This is a genomic window from Mycobacterium sp. NGS58 (genome assembly GCF_059812385.1).
The window spans coordinates 1-19673 of the sequence record NZ_JCALCO010000039.1; the positions used below are offsets into that span (position 1 = coordinate 1).

Consider the following 19673-nt stretch of genomic DNA (forward strand, 5'->3'; position numbering starts at 1 on the left):
GAAACGGCCACGCCCGATGCTGCGAGAACTGCTGCTGAACTGAGGAAATGAACGATGTGACGTGCGATCATGGCGTCAAAACTTCCCATGCAAGGCCCTCCCAAACTGTCAAGTTGCTAACCAGTAGATGATGATTTCCTGTGTACCGGCGCTCCGGTGGATGGCGGCCGCACCGCCGTCATCAATCCCGCGCAGCTATCGCGCGGGGGGCGCCGAAAACAATTCGGGTCGTCGTTTGGTGTTGTCCATTCAGGGTAGCCGGTGACCGCGAGTACCAGATTGGCGCTCACTGTCATGTGGGGTGGCGACATGGCAACGGGTGAAACGGGTTTCGACGACGTAACCTTCGATCTTATTTCCCTTCAATATCACTCGCTGAAGGCGGGGCACGATTATGGCCAATATGTGCGCGATGCAAAGAACGCGGGTTTGGACGATGTCGCGTCCTTCTTCAACGAAGTAATGGCTCAAGACGCTGAACGCGCCCGACGATGCCACGAGTTTTTGGGTCATCTGCAGGGGACGCCTGCAGCGGGACCTGCCACTAATTAAGACTTCTGGCGCTGGTGAGGGGTTCGCCCCGAGCTAAATCGTGCGGGCTAATCGCGACCGAGAGTCGCGTGACGATTGGTTCTGGGACGTTTGCGCTGTTGATCGCCGGGCAGCAACGTCTGATAGACCCGTCGATGAGTCTCCACACTTGTGTCAGCAAGGTCACATACTGGCAAACCTCGGATGCATCCGGCGTGGCGCCCTATTAGAGTCACGTATCTTAGGGAAAGCTTATGATTCGTTAAGCACGGAAACAGGTAGCACGGAGCAAAGCTGTGAACACGGACCGTTTCGACGCGATCATCGTAGGTGCAGGTTTCGGCGGCATCGGCGCCGCTATTCAGCTCAAGCGCCTCGGTTTTGACAACTTCATCATCCTCGACCGCGAGGACGACTTGGGTGGCACCTGGCATGTCAACCACTACCCGGGCGTGGCCGTTGACATCCCGTCCACGACGTATTCGTACTGGTTTGAGCCCAATCCTGAATGGTCACGGCTCTTCGCGCCGGGCGCGGAGGTCAAGCGTTACGCGGAAAACATCGCCGACAAGTACGACGTGCGCCGCCACATGCGGTTCAACACGACCGTCGAGGGCGCGCAGTGGGACGAGGAAACCGCCGAATGGCGGGTCGGGCTGGCCGGCGGCGAAAGCCTGACTTGCCGCTTCCTGATCACGGCGACGGGGTTCCTGTCCCAGCCGCGCATGCCGGACATCCCCGGCATCGCCGGCTTCGAGGGCAAGGTGGTGCACACCACCGCGTGGGACCACGACTACAGCTACGCGGGACGCCGCATCGCGGTCATCGGGACCGGGGCCTCCGCGGTGCAGGTCATTCCCGAGTTGGCCAAAGAGGCCGCGGACCTGACCGTCTTCCAGCGCACCGCGGCGCACATCCTGCCCAAGCCCGACTTCCCGTTCTCTCCAGGCGTGCAACGGATGTTTGCCCGGCTGCCCGTGCTGCAACGTGCGCTGCGCTGGGTGACGGACATTGTCATGGAGCTCATCCTGGTCATCGGTGCGCTGAAATTCCGGCAGACCCGGGGGCGGGGGAATATCGCCTTCGCCGACCTGGCCAAGATCAACCGGTTCAGGACGCTCCGGGACAAGGACCTGCGCGCCAAGTTCACGCCGGACTACGACTGCGGTTGCAAGCGGCCCACCATGTCCAACGACTTCTACCGCGCGTTCACCAAGCCGCATGTGCATTTGGAGACCAACGCGATCGAGCGCATCGAGGCCGACGGCATCGTCACGGCGGACGGGCGTAAGACCGTCATCGACACCCTGGTGCTGGCGACCGGTTTTGACCTGTGGGAAGCCAACTTCCCGGCCATCGAGATCATCGGCCGCAAAGGACGCAACCTCGGAAAGTGGTGGCGGGAGACGAGGTTTCAGGCCTACCAGGGCGTGTCGATTCCCTACTTCCCCAACTACTTGGGCCTGGCCAGTCCGTTTGCCTTCTCCGGATTCTCCTTCTTCCACACCATCGAATACCAGATGCGGCACATCGATCGGCTTCTGGGAGAGGTCAAGCGCCGGGGCGCCACGACGTTCGAGGTGACCGAGGAAGCGAACAGCCGTTTCCTCGAGCGGATGCACGAACTGTTGGAAACCTCGGTGTTCACCAACGGCGACTGCGCGACGGCGCGGTCCTACTATTTCAATCCCAGCGGTGAGGCGACCTTGCTACGGGCGACCTCGACGCTGAACGCGGTGCGAGAAAACCGGACGTTCCCGCTGAGCGACTACGTCATCGCCTAGACGGCTGGTAAACCGCATCGCAGCCTGCCTTGTTCCGCCCCCCTTAGCGGTGGAGCTTGGGCGGGTTGGTGAGCGCCGGGTCCGGCTTTTCAGACGACATCGACAAAAACCCCCGCACGCAACGCGCCGCCAGCCACCAATTGGCCGGCTTCTTCATGTCCAGCCCGCCCAGGAGCTGCTTGATCATGGTCAGTGTGTCGAAGTAAATGCGTTCGCAGACAAGGGTTTCCGTGTCATCGAAGACGAAGTATGCGGTCATGCGGACGCGAAACCGGCTGCCCGTGGGCGGGACCTTGCCCAGATAACCGCGGTGCGTGCCCATCAGCCAGAACTCGACGATCACCGCGTCGGGGCTGTGGCGCAGCGCGATGATTTCGTGGTCCTGGTCGGGGAATGCGGTGCGCGTGTAGGCGTAGTACTCCCGCACCGCCACGTCGCCGTCGTGCACCAGCATCTGGGGGATCAGCTCGTAGCGCGGATGCGGGAAGGTCGACAAGACATCGTCCCAGGCCTGGCGGACCTCGTCATGGAAGTGGTCGAGCACGAGTTTCTGGCGGGCGGCCAGCACCTCGGCAGCGGGAAACGCGGGAATGGTCACGTCGTCAGCGTAAGCCCGGAATTGACAGCGCATGTGCTATCGGATTCGAAAAGGCGATATACCTTCGGACAGAGCGGAATTCGGTCGGTTCTACCGCGGCGGCGTCCAGGCCACCGGCAGGGTTTTGATGCCGTGGATGAACTGCGACAGCAACCGGGCGGGCTCGTCCGTCGCGACGATGTCGGGTATCTCGCGACGCAATTCGTCGAAGACGACCCTGATCTCGCGACGCGCCAGGTTGGCGCCCAGGCAGAAATGGGCGCCGCCGCCGCCGAAGCCGAAGTGCGGATTGGGGGTACGTGCCACGTCGAAAACCCAGGGATTGGTGAACGTCTTCTCATCGCGATTCGCCGAGTTGTACCACAGCGTGGCCTTGTCGCCGGCCTTCATCTTGGTGCCGCCGAGCTTGAAGTCACGAGTCAAGGTGCGCCGCATGTAGATCACCGGGGAGGCCCACCGCACGATCTCCTCGACGGCGGTAGGGGTCAGGCGGTCGAAATTGGACCACCACTTCTCCCGCTCGGCCGGATAGCGAGACAGCGCCAGTACACCGTGGCTGATCGCGTTGCGCGTCGTCTCGTTGCCGGCCACCACCAGCAGGATGAAGAACGACGCGATCTCCGACGAGGACAGCCGTTCCCCATCGACGTCGGCCTCCACCAAGCTGGTGGTCAGATCGTCGTGGTGATTGGTTCGCCGGTCCTCCGCCAGCGCGCTGGCGTAGGCGCCGATGTCCATCGATACCTGGAGAAACTCATTGAAATCCGTGGCCAGATCCGGGTCGCCGAACCCCAAAATCACGTTGGTCCAATGGAATATGCGCTGATGGTCCTCTTCGGGGATGCCCATCATGTCGCAGATGACCTGCAGCGGCAGCGGACCGGCCAGCTCACTGACCAGCTCGGCCTCTCCGTCGGGATGATTGGCGACCAGCGACGCGACCAGCCGGCGGGCCCGCTCGCGGACCGAGGCCTCGATGCGCGCCACCACTTTCGGGGTGAACGCGCGGCTGACGATCGAGCGCAGCCGCTGGTGTCGCGGATCGTCCAGCACGATCATCGAGCCGAAGTATTCGCTGATCTCCGGCGTGTTGTCGTTGATCGTAATGTTGGGGCTCGAGCTGAAGATCTCGGGGTGACGGCTCGCGAAGTACACGTCGTCGTGTTTGGTCAGCGCCCAATGCCCGCCGCCGGGTTCGAACCCCTCGTACTCGACCGCCGGCCAGAACGAGATCGGCGCCTCGCGGCGCAGGGTGGCGAAAGCGCCGTCACGGACGTCGTCGTCCAACCCCCAGAAGTCCAGCGAGTCGAGATGAATGTCGGCAAGCGCAATGTCGGGCGGTGGCGTCCCGTTCGTCCGCGGCGCCAAAGCTTTCTTGGGACCAGTCTTGAGGCTCATTCAGACCTCCTTTGTGGCGAGAGAATTCGAGGCGCTGCGTCAGTGCGTGCAGATCGTTCTGGCGGGCGCGCCCACGTTAGCCGTCGCGGCGCTCACCACGTTGCCGTCCAGCAGGATCTTGCAGGAGATGGGACCCGGCCCCTGCGCACTGATGGTGAACACTTCCCCGCCGAAGCCGGTGAATTCCGTCGACCAGGGCAGCGGCGCATTCACCTGATGCAGCTGCCCGTTGTCGGTCTGGTAATAGATGAACTCGGCGACCGCGGGCCCGTTGACCTCATAGCGGACCTTCGGCATCTGGGGTAGGGCGTGGGCCACGCCGCACGCATTCGCGAACCCGAAACCGACGACCAACAGGACCGAAGGTCCGGCGAGGTGCTTCATCATGAATTGCATCGTGTCACCACGAGCGACGGTAGGGAAGCTTAATGTGAACTTCGGCCGGTGAGGGAAAGGTGGCGTAAACGCATGGCGGAACATGGCTCAAAGCGGGTGGTGGTCTACGGGACCGGCTTCGTCGGCAAGATGGTGATCGCCGAGATCGTCAAGCATCCGTTGTTCGAGTTGGTCGGTGTCGGCGTCAGCAATCCCGACAAGGTCGGTCGCGACGTCGGCGAGATCTGCGGGCTGCCCGAGCCGGTCGGGATCACCGCCACCGACGACGTCGAAGCGCTGATCGCCCTGAAGCCCGACGCGCTGGTTCATTACGGCCCGACCGCGATGCACGCCAAGGAGAACATCTCGTTGATCACCCGGTTCCTGCGGGCCGGCATCGACGTGTGTTCGACCGCGATGACACCGTGGGTCTGGCCGACCATGAGCCTCAACCCGCCGAACTGGATTCAGCCGATCACCGAGGCTTGCGAGCTGGGGGAGTCGTCCTGCTTCACCACCGGCATCGATCCCGGATTCGCCAACGACCTGTTCCCGATGACATTGATGGGCCTGTGCTCCGAGGTGCGCCGGGTGCGGGCTTCGGAGCTGCTGGACTACACCAACTACGAGGGTGACTACGAATTCGAGATGGGCATCGGCCGCGAGCCCGAGTACAAGCCGATGCTGGAAGACCGCGACATGCTGATCTTCGCGTGGGGCGCGACCGTCCCCATGATCGCGCACGCCGCCGGCATCATGCTCGACGAAATCACCACCACCTGGGACAAGTGGGTGACCCCGAGGGAGCGCAACTCCGCCAGGGGCGTCATCAAGCCGGGGCACGTCGCCGCGGTCCGGTTCACCATCAACGGCGTCTACCGGGGTGAGACCCGCATCCAGCTCGAACACGTCAACCGGATCGGGCTGGACGCCGCCCCGGACTGGCCGACGGGCCACGACAACGACGTCTACCGGGTCGACATCGAGGGCACCCCGAGCATCTTCCAGGAGACCGCGTTCCGTTTCACCGACGGCTCGGGCCGGGACGCGGCCGCGGCCGGATGCCTGGCGACCGGCCTGCGGGCGCTCAACGCCGTTCCCGCGGTCAACGACCTGCGGCCGGGCTGGGTCACCCCGCTCGACCTCCCCTTGATCGCCGGTGAGGGCAGCATCCGCTGACCGGCGCACAGCGGGGGCATAGCTGCCGCTGACACGGGATACAGGGTTCGGCGCCACAATAACGGCTAGCCGGATGCGAGTTGGTGCTGCGGATACGAGGATCGGGACATGGCCAATCAAGACGGGACCGCGCTGGGCCTATCGATCGGAACCACCAACCTGGCGGCCGTCACCTCCGACAAGGCCATCACCCGCAAGCCCGTCCTGACGCTCTACCCGGATCGTCCCGCCGAGATCGGCATCCCCGCGGAGAGCCCGGGATTGCACGGGCCCGGCGTGGTGATCACCGGCTTCGTCAACCGGATCGGTGACCCGCGCGGCGTCGTGGCGGCCGACGGCTCCGTGCACCGCAGCGAGGTGTTGATCGCCGACGGGCTGCGGGCGCTCGCCCGCGCCGCCAATCATGGCCGCGCCGTGCCGGACGACGTCGCGGTGACCTATCCGGCGCACTGGGAGTCGCACGCCGTGGAGGCCCTCGGCGCCGCCCTGAGCGAGATCCCCGAGTGGTCGCGACGCGCGCGTCCCATCCTGCTGATCCCCGACGCCGCGGCGACGCTGCTCGCCGTGCGGACCAACCCGGGCATACCGCCGCGCGGAACCGTGGCGGTCTGCGATTTCGGCGGCGGCGGCACCAACATCACGTTGATGCGCGCCGACGGTGACTACCGCGCGCTGGCTCCGACCGTTCGGCACCGCGATTTCTCCGGCGACCTGATCGACCAGGCGCTGCTGGGGGTCGCCATCGCCAACATGCCGACGACCGGTGCGTTCCCGACCGGCACCGCGGCGATCGGCTCGCTGAGCCGACTGCGCAGCGCATGCCGGATCGCCAAGGAACAGCTGTCCTCGAGCACGGTTGCCACGCTGACGGACGGGCTGACCGGTGCGCGTGGCGAAGTGCGGCTGACCCGCGACGAACTCGACGACGCGATCCGTCCGCCGCTGGACGGTGTGATCGCCGCGTTGGAGGAAGCCTTGGCGCGCAACGGAATCCGTGATCTCGTCGCGGTGGTCTCGACGGGCGGCGGGGCGAACCTGCCGACCGTCACCACCGCGCTGGCGCGCCATTTTCGCGTTCCCGTGGCCACAACACCGCGCCCCCAGCTCACGGCCGCGGTCGGCGCCGCGTTGCGGGTGGCGCACGGTCCCGGCGACGCTGGCGCGACCCTTTCGGCGCCCGCCGCGCCCGTCACCGCGGCGGTGCGGCCGGATCCGCGCCCGGTAGCCACCGCGACCGCCCAAGCACCACTGGCCGAGCCGACAGAGGCACAGTTGGCGCGCGCGTGGTCGGGCACCGGACACAACTCGCGGGTAAGCGCCGCGACGGGGTATCCGGCATCCGAATCCGACACGCCAACCGGGACGGCCGACGCGGCACCCGGGGCGGATGAGCCCAAGCGGCTGATTTCGCGCCGGCATCTGCTGCCGGCGGCGGCGATCATCATCGCCGTCGCGGCGGTGCTACTGGTGGGAACCGCCGTGGCGATCGGACTGACGTCGCAGAACAAATCGGCGACCACGCCCACGCCGACTTTGGGCACGACGCCGATGGCCAAGCCGCCGGCTCCCAACAGCGCGACCGCCCAGCCCGCCGCGCCGCCATCGGACGTTCCGGTTCCGTCAACCTCCGATACCACCCCGCCCGCAGACACCGAGACGCCGATGACGACCACGCCCCGGGCCACCCCTCAGGCGGCTCCACCGGCCGCGCCAGCGGGTCCGGTGATTCCACGTCGGGTGGCGGCCCCACCGATTCCCCCCATCCCGGGCGTCAATGAACCCATTCCCGGGCTCGACCGGGTCAACGAGATCATCGAGGGAATCGAAGGCAACCTTGGCATCAGCGGGTTGGGGCCGATACCCGGTCACTGACCGCTAGATTTCCGGGCTCAACCCTTCTTGCCCTCTTCGCCCTTGTTCTCCTCCTGGGCGGCCTCTCTCAGCTTCTCGTTGAGGGCCTTGTCCTTTTCGATCTGTTCCTGCAGGTCTTTTTCGTCGCGCTGGCCTTCGCCCTCGTCACCGCGGCTTTTAGTGCCTTCGCCCTCCGAGCCCTCCGGCGCTTCGTTCTTCGGGTTGCCGTCTTCATCCAGCCAGTCGTTGACCGCGGTGCCGGACACACTTCCCCCGGTACCCGGCAGCACGATCGTTGGCTTGTCCTTGTAGGCCTCCATCATCTTGGCGGCCTCTTTTTTATCGTCCTCGTCCGGCTCGGGCTTCTCGGTCGCCGGTTGGTCGTCGTCCTTGCCACCGGTTTGATCAGCCTGTTCGGCTCGCTCCTTGGGTTGATCGTCTTGATCCTCCTGATCAGCTTGTTCGGCTCGATCAGTCCCTTTATCGTCTTGCACGCTCATGCGTCTACCCCCTCGCGGTCGCAGGTTGACGATTGCAAGGGGTTACCCGCTGCGCCGTTGTGCCGAAACTCTCATCGGTGCGCTGTGTCGCGCTTGACCAGCACGACCAGCGCCTGCGGAATCCGCATGGGCTCGGGTGTGCTTGACAGGCGCTCGGCCAGCCCGGCCTCCAGTTGCTCGACGAATCTCGTCGCTCGCTCGTCGTGCAACCCGCCCTCGAGCGCGGCGGCCAGGGAGGGGAACAGCGCGAAGCGAGCGAAGGCCGCCCACTGCGCGCCGAACGCCTCTGCGTCGTGGTCCAACTGGTAGCGAGCCCAGAACCGATCCTCGGCGTTGAACATCTCTAGGTGCTCGATCATCAGGCCCTCGAACCGGCCCTTCGGTGCGAAGGGGGCACGAAAATCCTTCTCGGCACGAGGAAACGTCGGAATCGTCATGCGCCGCAACTCATCTGGGTGCAGCAGCCCGTCTCGTTCCTGATCGCCCAGCGCCTCGACGATGGCATCGAGCAGCGGGGCGAAGCCCGCCGAGCCGTCGTCGTCGGCGGCCAGCGTCAACGCCACCAGCCGGCCCTCGGGCGCCAACTCGCGGCCGCGGAAGGCGACGAAGTTATGCCAGTCGAGCGCGGCCTGGTCCGCGAAGGCCGACTGCACGGCCACGTCCCTGCTGCGCGAGACGTGTACGTGATCGTGCACCTCGCAGGGAGTGCGGCTCAGCCATTGGGTTGCCCACGACGTCCAGCCCAGGTTGACCGTCTTGGACGGCACGATCTGGTCATAAAACGAACGGCCGACGGCGGAGGTGAACGTCGCGGTGTCGGAGTGCAGGTAGCTTTCCGGGTCGTCGGCCACCGTCGAGAACAGCGCCGCGAAGTCGTTGCGCGGTACGTCGGTGTGCGCCACCAGGATTGCGTGGTCGTGGCGGGTGCGGCGGCGCAACACCGCGATTGCCGCCGACAGCGGCTTCAGCGAATTGTGACCGTTGGCGGCGCCGTAGTCGGCGATGACGATCGGCTGCGGAGGCTTGGGCAACGTCACTTGCTCGGCGGCCCGCTCGAAGGCCGCGATCGCCTGTGCCAGACCGGCGGCCCGCAGCCGCGTCGCCTCGGTGTAGTCGGGCTCGGGCCGCACCACAATGCTCGATTCTGGCATCTGGGATTCAGGCGGCATAGATCGACGATAATCGTTGCGCTGATTATCAGTTCGTCGTCGGGTAGCTCACGCCGGTTAGCTGCGCGGAAAGCTCCCACAGCCGCCGGCAGTCGTCCTCGTTGCGCGCCCGCTCGGGCACCTTCGCCAAAGCTACCCCGCCGCCGGCGGCCTCGAAGGGGCCGCGGGGCCCATAGAACGCGCCACCTTCGGCGCGCGGCGCGGTGGCCGCGTACAGCGCCGGCAGAATCCCCTCGTCGATCTCCTGCCACAGGAACGGCGTGAACCGCCAGGACGCCTTGTACAACCGCTCCATCAGCGCGGGCTTCTCGCGCCCGTGCGAAGGTCCGGCGGTCTGCAGGTTGGTCTTGGTCAGGCCGGGATGTGCGGCATTGGACACGATGCCCCAGCCGGCCGCGCGGCTGCGCCGGTCCAACTCGAGGGCGAACATCAACACCGCCAGCTTCGACTGGCCGTAGGCCGACATCGGAGAGTAGGACTTTTCGAACTGCGGGTCTTCGAAGTGAATCTTGCCGCTCTGCCGCGCCGCCAGGCTGCTCAGCGACACCACCCGCGCACCCTTGGCTGCTCGCAGCAGTGGCAGCAGGTGGGCGGTGAGCGCGAAGTGTCCGAGATGGTTGCTGCCGAACTGCAATTCAAATCCGTCGGCGGTGCTCGCGCGTTCCGGCGGCGTCATGACACCGGCGTTGTTAATCAGGATGTCGAGCGGACGGCCCTCGGTGTTGAGTTGCTCGCCCAGCGCGGCGACGGCAGCGAGCGACGACAGGTCGAGCGATTTGATGGTCAGCTTGGCTCCGGTAACCGTGGTGCGGATTTCGTCGATCGCCGCCTCACCCTTGGCGCGGTTGCGGATGGCCATCACGACATCGGCGCCCGCGGCCGAAAGTCGCCGAGCCAGACCGAACCCCAGACCGCTGTTCGCCCCGGTGACGACGGCCAATTTTCCGGACAGATCGGGCACGGTGGCGACGAGCTCGCTAGCCATGCGTATCACTCCTTACCGGTACCGGCGGGTCCTAGTGTCCGCGGGCCACCCACTCTTCGTAGTTCACCATCTCGTCGCCGATCGTGGTGCTCTCGCCGTGGCCGGTGTGCACGACGGTCTCGCCGGGCAGCTTGCCGAGCCGCCCGGAAATCGACTCCAGAATCGTCGGGAAGTCGGAATACGAACGCCCGGTCGCGCCGGGGCCGCCCGCGAACAAGGTGTCGCCGCTGAATACGACGCCCAGGTCGTGCACGTACCAACACACCGATCCGGGGGAGTGGCCCGGCGTGTGCAAGGCGCGCAGCTCCGTGCCGTCGATCTTCAATGTCTCCCCGTCGGATATCGAACGGAAATCCTTGTCCGGATGGGTCATTCGCCACAATACCTCGTCAGCGGGGTGCAGCAGCACAGGCGCGTCCAGCGTCTTGCCGAGTTCGGGCGCCACCGTGACGTGGTCGTTGTGGCCGTGCGTGCACACCACCGCCACCACATGGCGACCCGCCACCGCCTCGACGATCGGCGCCGCGTCGTGAGCGGCGTCGAACACCACAACGTTCGAGTTGTCGCCGATCAGCCAGATGTTGTTGTCGACTTCCCAACTGCCGCCGTCGAGTTCAAAGGTGCCGTGGGTGACCACCCGATCGATTGTCACCATCAGAGCATCACCACCGAACGCAGTACCTTGCCGCCGTGCATTCTCTCGAACGCCTCCTCGATGCCGTCTAGCCCGATTCGCTCGGAGACAAACTTCTCGAGCGGAAGCCGGCCCTGCAGATGCAGGTCGATCAACGTCGGGAAGTCGCGTTCGGGAAGGCAATCGCCGTACCACGACGACTTCAGTGAGCCGCCGTGGCTGAAGAAGTCCACCAGCGGCATGTCCAGGCGCATCTCGGGGGTCGGAACACCAACCAGCACAACGGTTCCGGCGAGGTCGCGGGCGTAAAACGCTTGCTTCCACGTCTCCGGCCGGCCCACCGCGTCGATCACCACGTTGGCGCCGAACCCGTCGGTGAGGTCCTGGATCGTCTTGACCACGTCGAGTTCGCGGGCGTTGACGGTGTGCGTGGCGCCGAACTCGCGGGCCCAGTCCAGTTTGGTGTCGTCGGTGTCGACGGCGATGATGCGCCGCGCGCCCACCAGCGCCGCACCGGCGATCGCGGCATCACCCACGCCGCCGCAACCGATGACCGCGACCGTGTCGTCCCGGGTGACCGCGCCGGTATTGATCGCCGCGCCCAGCCCGGCCATCACCCCGCACCCCAGCAGGCCCGCGACCGCGGGGTCGGCCTCGGGATTGACCTTGGTGCACTGGCCGGCGGCCACCAGCGTCTTGTCGGCGAACGCCCCGATGCCCAGGGCCGGCGTGAGTTCGGTGCCGTCGGTCAGCGTCATTTTCTGCGCGGCGTTGAAGGTGTCGAAGCACAGGTGCGGTCTGCCGCGCTTGCACGCCCGGCATTGCCCGCACACCGCGCGCCAGTTCAAGACGACGAAGTCGCCCGGCGCCACGGCGGTCACGTCCGGGCCGACCGCCTCGATTCGGCCGGCCGCCTCGTGGCCGAGCAGGAACGGATAGTCGTCGTTGATGCCGCCCTCGCGATAGGTCAGGTCGGTGTGGCACACCCCGCAGGCGATGACGTCGACCAGAGCCTCCCCGGGCCCGGGGTCGGGGACGACGATGTCCACCAATTCGACGGGTTCGCCCTTCTTGCGTGAAATCACGCCGCGCACTGTCTGACTCATGGGCTCCAACCTACTGACCGCCGCCATACATCTCTCCGCGGGTTGTCCACCCATTTGCCGCTGGCAACCGGCGGGACGATTACCGGGTGTAGCGTCCCTGGGCGTGACGGCTTTGGAGACCACCGAAGAATTCACCGAACGGATGACCGCCGCCATCGACGGCGCCAGCCTGACGCTGTTGCTGAGCATCGGGCATCAGACCGGCCTGCTGGACACGATGGCCGGGCTCGAACCCTCCACCAGCGAGCAGATCGCCTCGGCCGCGGGACTGAACGAGCGCTACGTCCGGGAGTGGCTGGCCGGCATGACCACCGGACGGGTGGTCGAGTATGACCCCGACACCGCCAGTTACGCATTACCCGCCGAGCGTGCCAGGGTGCTGACGCGCGCGGCCGGACCGGACAACCTGGCCCTGGTGACCCTGCTGTTTCCGGTGCTCGCCGAGGTCGAACAAAAAATAATCGGGTGCTTCCGCGCCGGCGGCGGGTTGCCGTACAGCGAATTTCCCCGTTTTCACGCGTTGATGGCCGAGCAGAGCGGCGTGGTGTACGACACCGCGTTGGTGGACGTGGTGCTGCCGTTGGTGGACGGCCTCTTGGAGCGTTTGCGGTCCGGCGCCGAGGTGGCCGATTTCGGCTGCGGCAGCGGGCACGCGATCAACGTGATGGCACAAGCGTTTCCGGCCAGCCGCTTCACCGGCATCGACTTCTCCGAGCAGGCCATCGCCACCGGGATGGAGGAAGCCGCCGGCCGGGGCCTGACCAATGCCTCCTTCGAAAGCCACAATCTGGCCGATTTGGACAAGGCGGACGCCTACGACGTCATCACGGTCTTCGATGCCATCCACGATCAGGCGCAGCCGGCGCGGGTCCTGGAGAACATCTACCGGGCGCTGCGGCCCGGCGGCGTGCTGCTGATGGCCGACATCAGGGCGTCCAGCCGGCTCGAGGAGAACATCGGCGTCCCGATGAGCACCTACCTCTACACGACGTCCCTGATGCACTGCATGACGGTGTCGCTGGCGCTGGACGGGGCCGGACTGGGCACCGCCTGGGGGACGCAACTGGCCGTCTCGATGCTGGGCGATGCGGGGTTCGGCGATGTGAGCGTGGCCGAGATCGAATCGGACCCCATCAACAACTACTACATCGCCAGGAAGTGATGGCGGCCCTCGACGCCCTGGACGCCTGGCCGGTCGGGGCTGCCGCCGCCGCGGTGGTCGGCCCCGGTGGCGTGCTGGCCAGCCACGGCGACACCGGTCGGGTATTCGAGCTGGCGTCGGTGACCAAGCCGCTGGCCGCCCGGGCCGTGCAGGTCGCTATCGAGGAAGGGGCGGTCGGCCTGGACGCGGCCGCCGGCCCGCCCGGCGCGACCATCCGCCACCTGCTGGCCCACACGTCCGGTCTGTCGATGCACTCCGACCAGGTGCTGGCCGCGCCGGGTGCCCGCCGGATCTACTCCAACCAGGGCTTCACCGTGTTGGGCCAGGCGGTGGAACAGGAGACCGGCATCGAGTTTGCGCGCTACCTGAACGAGGCGGTGTGCGAACCGCTCGGCATGGCGGCGACCCGCCTGGAAGGTGGCGCGGTGGCCGCCGGATTCGGGGCGAGCTCGACGGTGGCGGACCTGGCGGCGTTCGCGGGTGACTTGTTGCGCCCGGCGACGGTCTCCGAGGGCCTGCATGCCGAGGCGACGACCGTGCAGTTTCCCGGTCTGGATGGCGTTCTGCCCGGTTACGGAGTCCAGCGGCCCAATGATTGGGGGCTTGGTTTCGAGCTCCGGGACACCAAATCGCCGCACTGGACGGGCGCGAATAACTCCGCGCGAACGTACGGCCATTTCGGCCAGGCAGGCGGCTTCATCTGGGCAGATCCCGAAAATGACCTGGCGCTGGTGGTGCTGACGGACCGGGAATTCGGGGAGTGGGCCCTGGGACCGTGGCCGGCGCTTTCTGACGCCGTGATAGCCGATTACAGCTAGTGGGAAACGAACACTAGCGCAACAGGGGTATCACAAGGCACAATAGACACGCACGACACAGACACGCACGACACACAAAAAATCGAAGATTTCAGCACGCTGCCCTGTTTGTCGGGTCCGCAGGTCGTTGGGGAAGACGTCCCTCGTGGAACCGAAGGAGCAGGAAATGCGAGCGTCGAATCAATTCGCCGACGTGACGACCGGCGTGGTGTACGTGCACGCGTCGCCCGCGGCGGTTTGCCCGCATGTCGAGTGGGCGTTGTCGTCGTCCCTGGGTGCCAAGGCGAATCTGACCTGGACGCCCCAACCGGCGATGCCCGGACAGCTGCGCGCGGTCACCAACTGGGTCGGGCCGGTGGGCACCGGCGCCAAGCTGGCCAACGCCTTGCGGTCCTGGACCGTGCTGCGGTTCGAGGTCACCGAGGACCCCAGCCCCGGAGTCGACGGCCACCGGTTCAGCCACACCCCGCAGCTCGGCCTGTGGAGCGGGGCGATGAGCGCCAACGGCGACGTCATGGTCGGGGAGATGCGCCTGCGGTCGATGATGGCCCAGGGCGCCGACACCCTGGCCGCGGAATTGGACTCGGTGCTCGGCACCGCGTGGGATGAGGCACTCGAGCCCTACCGCGATGGCGGCGACGTCGGCGAGGTGACCTGGCTCAGCCGGGGAGTCGGTTAGCCGATCGGCGGCCCGACTGCGCCACTGCCGGCTCCCGCAGACCTACCCCGAAACCTGGACTAGGCCTTGGCGGGCCGCAGAATCTGGAGCGCGCCCGGCACCGCCGAGATGTCGGCCGGCAGTGCGCAGGCGAAGTCGCCGTCGGCGTAGACGTTGATTCCGGGGCACTCGACGTGGATTGATCTGGCCCTCGCCGTGCTCACCTCGTCGAGGTTGACGTGGGTGCCCTTCATCACGGTGGGGAACAGCCGGACCAGCTTGGTGCGGGAGGCCTCGTGCACCATCGTGATGTCGAGCAGACCGTCGGTGTGGTCGGCGGCGGGACAGATCTGCAGCCCGCCACCATAGCTTCGGGTGTTGCCGAAGGCGGCAAGCGTGATATCGGCATCGACCTCTTTGGTGCCGTCGAGCACCATGCGGAACGGCAGGAGCCGCAGCTGTGAGAGCTCGGCGAGCATCGCGACGTAATAGCGCAGCCGGCCGTGCGGCCAGGTCATCCGGTTGGCGCGATCGGTGACCAGTGAATCGAAGCCGGTGGCCGCCACCGTGCCGAACCATTTCTCGGCGCCGTTGCTGTCCCGAATCAACCCGAGGTCAATGGATTCCGTGCAGCCGTCGACGACGATGTCCGCGGCGGCCTCCGCGTCCTTGGTGGGAATGCCGAATTCGCGGGCGTGGTCGTTGCCGGTTCCGGCCGGAATCACGCCCAGCGGAATGTCGGTGCCTGCCATCACCTGCAGGGCGTTGGAGACGACGCCGTCGCCACCGGTCACCATGACCGCGTCGGTGCCCTTCTCCAATGCCGCGCCCACCAGATGCCGCGCGTCTTGCGCGTCGTCGCCGATGATTTCGACGACCTCCACGCCGCGGCGGTGCAGCCGCGCGATCGCGAGCTGGGCGGCGTGGACCGCTGCGCCGTGGCCCGACACCGGGTTGGTCAGCGCGATCACCTTGCCGATTTCTCGGCGGCGTGGCTCGGCCGTCACGGAATCAGCTTGCCGGGATTGAGGATTCCGGCCGGATCCAGTGTGGCCTTGACCGCGCGTAACACCTGCACTCCCAGCTCGCCTATCTCGTCGCGCATCCACGGCCGGTGGTCGGCACCGACCGCGTGGTGGTGGGTGATGGTCCCGCCAGTGGCCATGATGGCATCCGATGCGGCCTTTTTGGCGGCCTTCCATTGCTCGATCGGGTTGCCCCGTTGCCCGGCGACGACGGTGAAGTACAGCGAGGCGCCGGTGGGGTAGACGTGGGAGATGTGACACATCACCAGGGCGGGTGTGCCTGTGGCGGCGAGTGCATCGGTAAGTGCTTGCGTGACAGCGGCTTTCAGCGCGGGAACATTCGACCAGTCAGTGGCGGTCTCCAGTGTTTCGCACAGCGCGCCCGCCGCCAGCAGAGAATCGCGCAGGTACGGTGCGCCGAATCGGCCACGCTCCCAGGCCTGCGCCGGACCGTCGCCCAGCGAGGTTCCGCCCTCGGACGCCAGCAGTGCGCTGGTTTCGGCATGCCGGCTTTCGACGTGTTCCTTCGTGCCTTCGAACATGGTGATGGCCAGGCAACCGCCGGTGATCTGAGACTCGCCGATCGACTCGGTGGTGGCCAGGTTGACTCCGGTCTCGGCCTCGTCGGAGAGTCGAATGACGGTGGGGCCGGTGGCATTTTGAGTGACGGCGCGCAGCGCCGCGGCCCCGGTATCGAAATCCGGGAACGACCACGCCTCGTAGCGGACGACTTCCGGCACGCGGTGCACGCGCAGGCGCACCTGGGTGATGACGCCCAGGGTGCCCTCCGACCCGATCAACAGCTGGCGCAGGTCGGGGCCCGCGGCGGATTCCGGTGCGCGACCCAGATCGATGGAGCCCACCGGAGTGACCACGCGTAGCCCGCGCACCATGTCGTTGAACCGGCCGTACCCCGCCGAGTCCTGACCGGAGGAGCGTGTCGCGGCGAAGCCGCCGATGGTGGCGTACTCGAAGCTCTGCGGGAAATGGCCGAGCGAAAAGCCTTGTGCGCCAAGGAGGCGTTCGGCGTCCGGGCCCGTGACCCCGGCCCCGAAGACGGCCTGACAGGACACGTCGTCCAGCGAGATCAGTTGGTCGAACCGGCGTAGGTCCAGCGAGACGACGGCGGAGAACTCCCCGCGGATCGGATTGAGTCCGCCGACCACACTGGTGCCTCCGCCAAAGGGCACGACGGCGATGCGATGCTGCGTGCAGTAGCGCAGGGTCGCGGCAACGGCCTCGTCATCGCCGGGTAGCAACACGGCGTCGGGCGCATCCTGGGGGCCGGGCTGGGCGCGGTTGAGCAGGTCGATGGTGGATTTGCCGCCCGCATGCAGCAACCGATCGGGGTCAGCGGTGCGGCAGTATTCGGCTCCGACGATGGCGGCCAGGGCGTCCTGATGCGACTGCGACAACGCCGACGGGCGCAATTGCACCTCTTCGGAGCGCAACTCGGCCGTGCGGGGCCCCTCGACCCCCACGGCCTGTTGCAGCAATGACCGGATCCCCTCTGACAGCGGCCGGGCCGCGGCGGGATCTCCCCACGCGTTCCATTTCATCGGTGGCAAAAGCGCGTGAGGTTCGGTCATGCGTTACAGTATTACACATGTCGTCAATCCGTAACAGTGAGCTGGACACCGGCGAGCGGATCCTCGCGGCGGCGGCCAGCTGTGTGCAGGATTTCGGCGTGGACCGGGTGACGCTGGCCGAGATAGCCCGGCGCGCGGGCGTCAGCAGGCCGACGGTGTACCGGCGCTGGCCGGACACTCAGTCGATCGTGGCGGCCCTGCTGACGCAGCACATCACCGAGGCGATGCGCGAAGCACCGTTGCTCGCAGATGATCGCGAATCGCTTGTGCGACAGATAGTTACGGTGACCAATCTGCTGCGGGCGGACGGAGTGGTGATGTCGGTGCTGCACTCGGACCTCGCGTCGACGTACATCACCGAACGCCTGGGGACGAGTCAGCGCATGTTGATCGACGCGCTTGCCGCCCGGCTACGGGTGGCACAGCGGCACGGCAGCGTCCGGCTCGGCGACCCGATCCAGATGGCGACCATGGTGCTGCTGATCGCGCAGTCGACCATCCAGTCGGCGGGGATCGTCGAGTCGATGCTGGCCGCCGACGCGCTGGTCACCGAGCTTGCCTACTCGCTGAACGGATATCTGTCGTGATACCTGATCCGACCGCCCTGAATGCTGTGCGCCGCACGGCCGACCTGACCGCGCTCGCCGACGGTGAGCCCTTGGACGTCGTGGTGATCGGCGGCGGTATCACCGGTGCCGGGATCGCGTTGGATGCGGCGGCGCGCGGGCTGCGGGTGGCACTGGTGGAGAAACACGATCTGGCGTTTGGCACCAGCCGGTGGAGTTCCAAGCTCGTCCACGGCGGGCTGCGCTACCTGGCGACCGGCAACGTGGGCATTGCCCGGCGCAGCGCCATCGAGCGCGGAATCTTGATGACGCGCAACGCCCCCCACCTGGTTCATGCGATGCCCCAAGTGGTGCCGCTGCTGCCGTCGATGAGTGCGGGCAAGCGGACGCTGGTGCGCGGCGGGTTTTTGGCCGGTGACGCGTTGCGGTTCCTCGCCGGCACCCCGGCGTCGACCCTGCCCCGTTCGCGCCGGATCTCGGCGGGGCGCGTCGTGGAGATGGCGCCGACCGTGCGACGCGACGGTCTGGACGGCGGCTTGTTGGCGTACGACGGTCAACTCATCGACGACGCCCGACTGGTCACCGCGGTCGCCCGCACCGCGGCGCAGCATGGCGCCCGAATCCTGACCCAGGTGTCGGCATCACAAGCCACCGGCACCTCGGTGCGGTTGACAGACATGCGCGGTGGGGAATCGTTCGACGTGTCGGCGCGCGCGGTGATCAACGCGGCCGGGGTGTGGGCGGCCGAGATCGACGACTCGCTGCGGTTGCGGCCCAGCCGAGGGACGCACCTGGTGTTCGATGCCAAAGCATTAGGCAATCCGACTGCGGCACTGACCATTCCGATTCCCGGTGAGCTCAACCGCTTCGTCTTCGCCATGCCCGAACAGCTGGGCCGTGTTTATCTGGGTCTTACCGACGAGGCCGCTCCCGGCCACATGCCCGATGTGCCCGAACCGTCGGTCGAGGAGATCACGTTCCTGCTCGACACGGTGAACACCGGATTGGGGACCGGGCTCACCGCCACCGACGTGATCGGCGCTTACGCCGGGCTGCGACCGCTGATCGACACCGGCGAAGGCCGCACCGCCGACGTCTCCCGCGAACACGCCGTCGTGGAGTCGTCGTCGGGGGTGATCAGCGTGATCGGCGGCAAGCTCACCGAATACCGCTATATGGCGCAGGATGTGCTGGACCGCGCGATTCGGGTGCGTCGGCTGCGCGCCGCGAAATGCCGGACCCGCAATCTGCCGCTGATCGGGGCGCCGGCCAACCCCGGGGTGATCGCCGACCAAGACACCGCGCTGCCGGTGTCATTGGTGCAGCGTTACGGGTCCGAGGCGCCTAAGGTGATTGCTTCGGCCACCTGCGAACGTCCGACCGAACCAGTCGTCGAGGGAATCGATGTCAGCAGAGCGGAATTCGAATACGCGATAACCCATGAGGGTGCCCTCGATGTCTCCGACATCGTCGATCGGCGGACCCGGATCGGGTTGGTGGCGCGCGATCGCGAGCGGGTTGTTCCCGTGGCAACCGAGTTCTTGGCGCGGGTGGGCTAGCCGCTTCCGCGCACCCTGGACTTAGTCAGACGACTTATCCGAGTCCTCGGATTCTTTGGAGTCCTCTTTGTCTTCGGAGTCCTTGTCGTCGTCGGAGTCCTCTTCGTCGTCGGAGTCTTCGTCGTCGTCCGAGTCTTCGTCGTCGTCGGAGTCCTCTTCGTCGTCGGAGTCCTTGGAATCGTCGTC

19 protein-coding genes are annotated in these 19673 nt (G+C 66.4%); 9 read left to right on the plus strand and 10 right to left on the minus strand.

Annotation, left to right across the window (positions count from 1 at the left end; translation table 11 throughout):
• The first annotated feature begins 309 nt into the window (after positions 1 to 309).
• On the plus strand, positions 310 to 552 hold the full coding sequence (locus AC5Y4H_RS24620) for an acyl carrier protein (RefSeq protein WP_499986230.1): 243 nt from the start codon (positions 310 to 312) through the stop codon (positions 550 to 552).
• 275 nt (positions 553 to 827) lie between these two features.
• Positions 828 to 2315 (plus strand): flavin-containing monooxygenase, encoded by a 1488-nt coding sequence (locus AC5Y4H_RS24625; protein ID WP_499986233.1) that lies wholly within the window; start codon positions 828 to 830, stop codon positions 2313 to 2315.
• 43 nt (positions 2316 to 2358) lie between these two features.
• On the opposite strand, the gene AC5Y4H_RS24630 is transcribed toward AC5Y4H_RS24625, so the two are convergent.
• From AC5Y4H_RS24630 to AC5Y4H_RS24640, 3 genes are all read right to left on the minus strand, one after another.
• Complete coding sequence (locus tag AC5Y4H_RS24630) at positions 2359 to 2913, minus strand: ester cyclase (protein WP_499986235.1); 555 nt, start codon at positions 2911 to 2913, stop codon at positions 2359 to 2361.
• Between the two features lie 90 nt (positions 2914 to 3003).
• The gene (locus tag AC5Y4H_RS24635; RefSeq protein WP_499986239.1) at positions 3004 to 4311 is read right to left on the minus strand and encodes a cytochrome P450; all 1308 of its coding nucleotides are present in this window, start codon (positions 4309 to 4311) and stop codon (positions 3004 to 3006) included.
• Positions 4312 to 4350: 39 nt separating this feature from the next.
• Entirely contained in the window at positions 4351 to 4698 is a 348-nt protein-coding gene (locus tag AC5Y4H_RS24640; RefSeq protein ID WP_499986241.1) for an MmpS family transport accessory protein, read from the minus strand.
• Between the two features lie 81 nt (positions 4699 to 4779).
• On the opposite strand from AC5Y4H_RS24640, the gene AC5Y4H_RS24645 reads away from it, so the two are divergent.
• Positions 4780 to 5865: an NAD(P)H-dependent amine dehydrogenase family protein gene (locus AC5Y4H_RS24645; RefSeq protein ID WP_499986244.1), complete on the plus strand. Its 1086-nt coding sequence runs from the start codon at positions 4780 to 4782 to the stop codon at positions 5863 to 5865.
• Between the two features lie 108 nt (positions 5866 to 5973).
• Entirely contained in the window at positions 5974 to 7737 is a 1764-nt protein-coding gene (locus AC5Y4H_RS24650) for an Hsp70 family protein (RefSeq protein WP_499986246.1), read from the plus strand.
• Between the two features lie 17 nt (positions 7738 to 7754).
• On the opposite strand, the gene AC5Y4H_RS24655 is transcribed toward AC5Y4H_RS24650, so the two are convergent.
• The 5 genes from AC5Y4H_RS24655 to AC5Y4H_RS24675 form a co-directional block, all read right to left on the minus strand.
• A complete protein-coding gene (locus tag AC5Y4H_RS24655; protein WP_499986267.1) occupies positions 7755 to 8039 on the minus strand; it encodes a hypothetical protein in 285 nt (94 codons plus the stop codon).
• 248 nt (positions 8040 to 8287) lie between these two features.
• Positions 8288 to 9385, minus strand: coding sequence for a class I SAM-dependent methyltransferase (locus AC5Y4H_RS24660; RefSeq protein WP_499986248.1), 1098 nt, complete (start codon positions 9383 to 9385; stop codon positions 8288 to 8290).
• A 28-nt stretch (positions 9386 to 9413) separates the two neighbouring features.
• A complete protein-coding gene (locus tag AC5Y4H_RS24665) occupies positions 9414 to 10370 on the minus strand; it encodes an SDR family oxidoreductase (RefSeq protein ID WP_499986251.1) in 957 nt (318 codons plus the stop codon).
• A 31-nt stretch (positions 10371 to 10401) separates the two neighbouring features.
• Positions 10402 to 11025, minus strand: coding sequence for an MBL fold metallo-hydrolase (locus AC5Y4H_RS24670; protein ID WP_499986253.1), 624 nt, complete (start codon positions 11023 to 11025; stop codon positions 10402 to 10404).
• Positions 11025 to 12110, minus strand: coding sequence for an S-(hydroxymethyl)mycothiol dehydrogenase (locus tag AC5Y4H_RS24675; RefSeq protein WP_499986257.1), 1086 nt, complete (start codon positions 12108 to 12110; stop codon positions 11025 to 11027). The genes AC5Y4H_RS24670 and AC5Y4H_RS24675 overlap by 1 nt, the downstream gene beginning before the upstream one ends.
• A gap of 142 nt (positions 12111 to 12252) precedes the next feature.
• Between AC5Y4H_RS24675 and AC5Y4H_RS24680 the strand changes: the two genes are divergently transcribed.
• From AC5Y4H_RS24680 to AC5Y4H_RS24690, 3 genes are all read left to right on the plus strand, one after another.
• The gene (locus tag AC5Y4H_RS24680; protein ID WP_499986269.1) at positions 12253 to 13272 is read left to right on the plus strand and encodes a class I SAM-dependent methyltransferase; all 1020 of its coding nucleotides are present in this window, start codon (positions 12253 to 12255) and stop codon (positions 13270 to 13272) included.
• Positions 13272 to 14090 (plus strand): serine hydrolase domain-containing protein, encoded by an 819-nt coding sequence (locus AC5Y4H_RS24685; protein ID WP_499986259.1) that lies wholly within the window; start codon positions 13272 to 13274, stop codon positions 14088 to 14090. Before AC5Y4H_RS24680 ends, AC5Y4H_RS24685 begins: the two co-directional genes overlap by 1 nt.
• 166 nt (positions 14091 to 14256) lie before the next feature.
• Positions 14257 to 14769, plus strand: coding sequence for a DUF3145 domain-containing protein (locus AC5Y4H_RS24690; protein ID WP_499986261.1), 513 nt, complete (start codon positions 14257 to 14259; stop codon positions 14767 to 14769).
• Positions 14770 to 14828: 59 nt separating this feature from the next.
• On the opposite strand, the gene AC5Y4H_RS24695 is transcribed toward AC5Y4H_RS24690, so the two are convergent.
• Both AC5Y4H_RS24695 and AC5Y4H_RS24700 read right to left on the minus strand, forming a co-directional pair.
• Positions 14829 to 15755, minus strand: coding sequence for a diacylglycerol kinase (locus tag AC5Y4H_RS24695; RefSeq protein ID WP_499986262.1), 927 nt, complete (start codon positions 15753 to 15755; stop codon positions 14829 to 14831).
• Positions 15752 to 17332, minus strand: coding sequence for an FAD-binding oxidoreductase (locus AC5Y4H_RS24700; protein WP_499986270.1), 1581 nt, complete (start codon positions 17330 to 17332; stop codon positions 15752 to 15754). Before AC5Y4H_RS24700 ends, AC5Y4H_RS24695 begins: the two co-directional genes overlap by 4 nt.
• Positions 17333 to 17379: 47 nt before the next feature.
• Between AC5Y4H_RS24700 and AC5Y4H_RS24705 the strand changes: the two genes are divergently transcribed.
• Together AC5Y4H_RS24705 and AC5Y4H_RS24710 are read left to right on the plus strand one after the other, a co-directional pair.
• The gene (locus AC5Y4H_RS24705) at positions 17380 to 17949 is read left to right on the plus strand and encodes a TetR/AcrR family transcriptional regulator (protein WP_499986264.1); all 570 of its coding nucleotides are present in this window, start codon (positions 17380 to 17382) and stop codon (positions 17947 to 17949) included.
• On the plus strand, positions 17946 to 19487 hold the full coding sequence (locus AC5Y4H_RS24710) for a glycerol-3-phosphate dehydrogenase/oxidase (RefSeq protein ID WP_499986265.1): 1542 nt from the start codon (positions 17946 to 17948) through the stop codon (positions 19485 to 19487). Before AC5Y4H_RS24705 ends, AC5Y4H_RS24710 begins: the two co-directional genes overlap by 4 nt.
• Positions 19488 to 19673 lie beyond the last annotated feature (186 nt).

What these genes read in the sequence shown, in the direction of transcription:
- AC5Y4H_RS24670 (WP_499986253.1), bottom strand. Translation starts at nt 11,025, where the DNA reads ATGGTGACAATCGATCGGGTGGTCACCCACGGCACCTTTGAACTCGAC.
- AC5Y4H_RS24690 (WP_499986261.1), top strand. Translation starts at nt 14,257, where the DNA reads ATGCGAGCGTCGAATCAATTCGCCGACGTGACGACCGGCGTGGTGTAC.
- AC5Y4H_RS24680 (WP_499986269.1), top strand. Translation starts at nt 12,253, where the DNA reads ATGACCGCCGCCATCGACGGCGCCAGCCTGACGCTGTTGCTGAGCATC.
- AC5Y4H_RS24640 (WP_499986241.1), bottom strand. Translation starts at nt 4,698, where the DNA reads ATGATGAAGCACCTCGCCGGACCTTCGGTCCTGTTGGTCGTCGGTTTC.
- AC5Y4H_RS24660 (WP_499986248.1), bottom strand. Translation starts at nt 9,385, where the DNA reads ATGCCGCCTGAATCCCAGATGCCAGAATCGAGCATTGTGGTGCGGCCC.
- AC5Y4H_RS24655 (WP_499986267.1), bottom strand. Translation starts at nt 8,039, where the DNA reads ATGATGGAGGCCTACAAGGACAAGCCAACGATCGTGCTGCCGGGTACC.
- AC5Y4H_RS24650 (WP_499986246.1), top strand. Translation starts at nt 5,974, where the DNA reads ATGGCCAATCAAGACGGGACCGCGCTGGGCCTATCGATCGGAACCACC.
- AC5Y4H_RS24705 (WP_499986264.1), top strand. Translation starts at nt 17,380, where the DNA reads ATGTCGTCAATCCGTAACAGTGAGCTGGACACCGGCGAGCGGATCCTC.
- AC5Y4H_RS24675 (WP_499986257.1), bottom strand. Translation starts at nt 12,110, where the DNA reads ATGAGTCAGACAGTGCGCGGCGTGATTTCACGCAAGAAGGGCGAACCC.
- AC5Y4H_RS24645 (WP_499986244.1), top strand. Translation starts at nt 4,780, where the DNA reads ATGGCGGAACATGGCTCAAAGCGGGTGGTGGTCTACGGGACCGGCTTC.
- AC5Y4H_RS24665 (WP_499986251.1), bottom strand. Translation starts at nt 10,370, where the DNA reads ATGGCTAGCGAGCTCGTCGCCACCGTGCCCGATCTGTCCGGAAAATTG.
- AC5Y4H_RS24620 (WP_499986230.1), top strand. Translation starts at nt 310, where the DNA reads ATGGCAACGGGTGAAACGGGTTTCGACGACGTAACCTTCGATCTTATT.
- AC5Y4H_RS24685 (WP_499986259.1), top strand. Translation starts at nt 13,272, where the DNA reads ATGGCGGCCCTCGACGCCCTGGACGCCTGGCCGGTCGGGGCTGCCGCC.
- AC5Y4H_RS24700 (WP_499986270.1), bottom strand. Translation starts at nt 17,332, where the DNA reads ATGAAATGGAACGCGTGGGGAGATCCCGCCGCGGCCCGGCCGCTGTCA.
- AC5Y4H_RS24635 (WP_499986239.1), bottom strand. Translation starts at nt 4,311, where the DNA reads ATGAGCCTCAAGACTGGTCCCAAGAAAGCTTTGGCGCCGCGGACGAAC.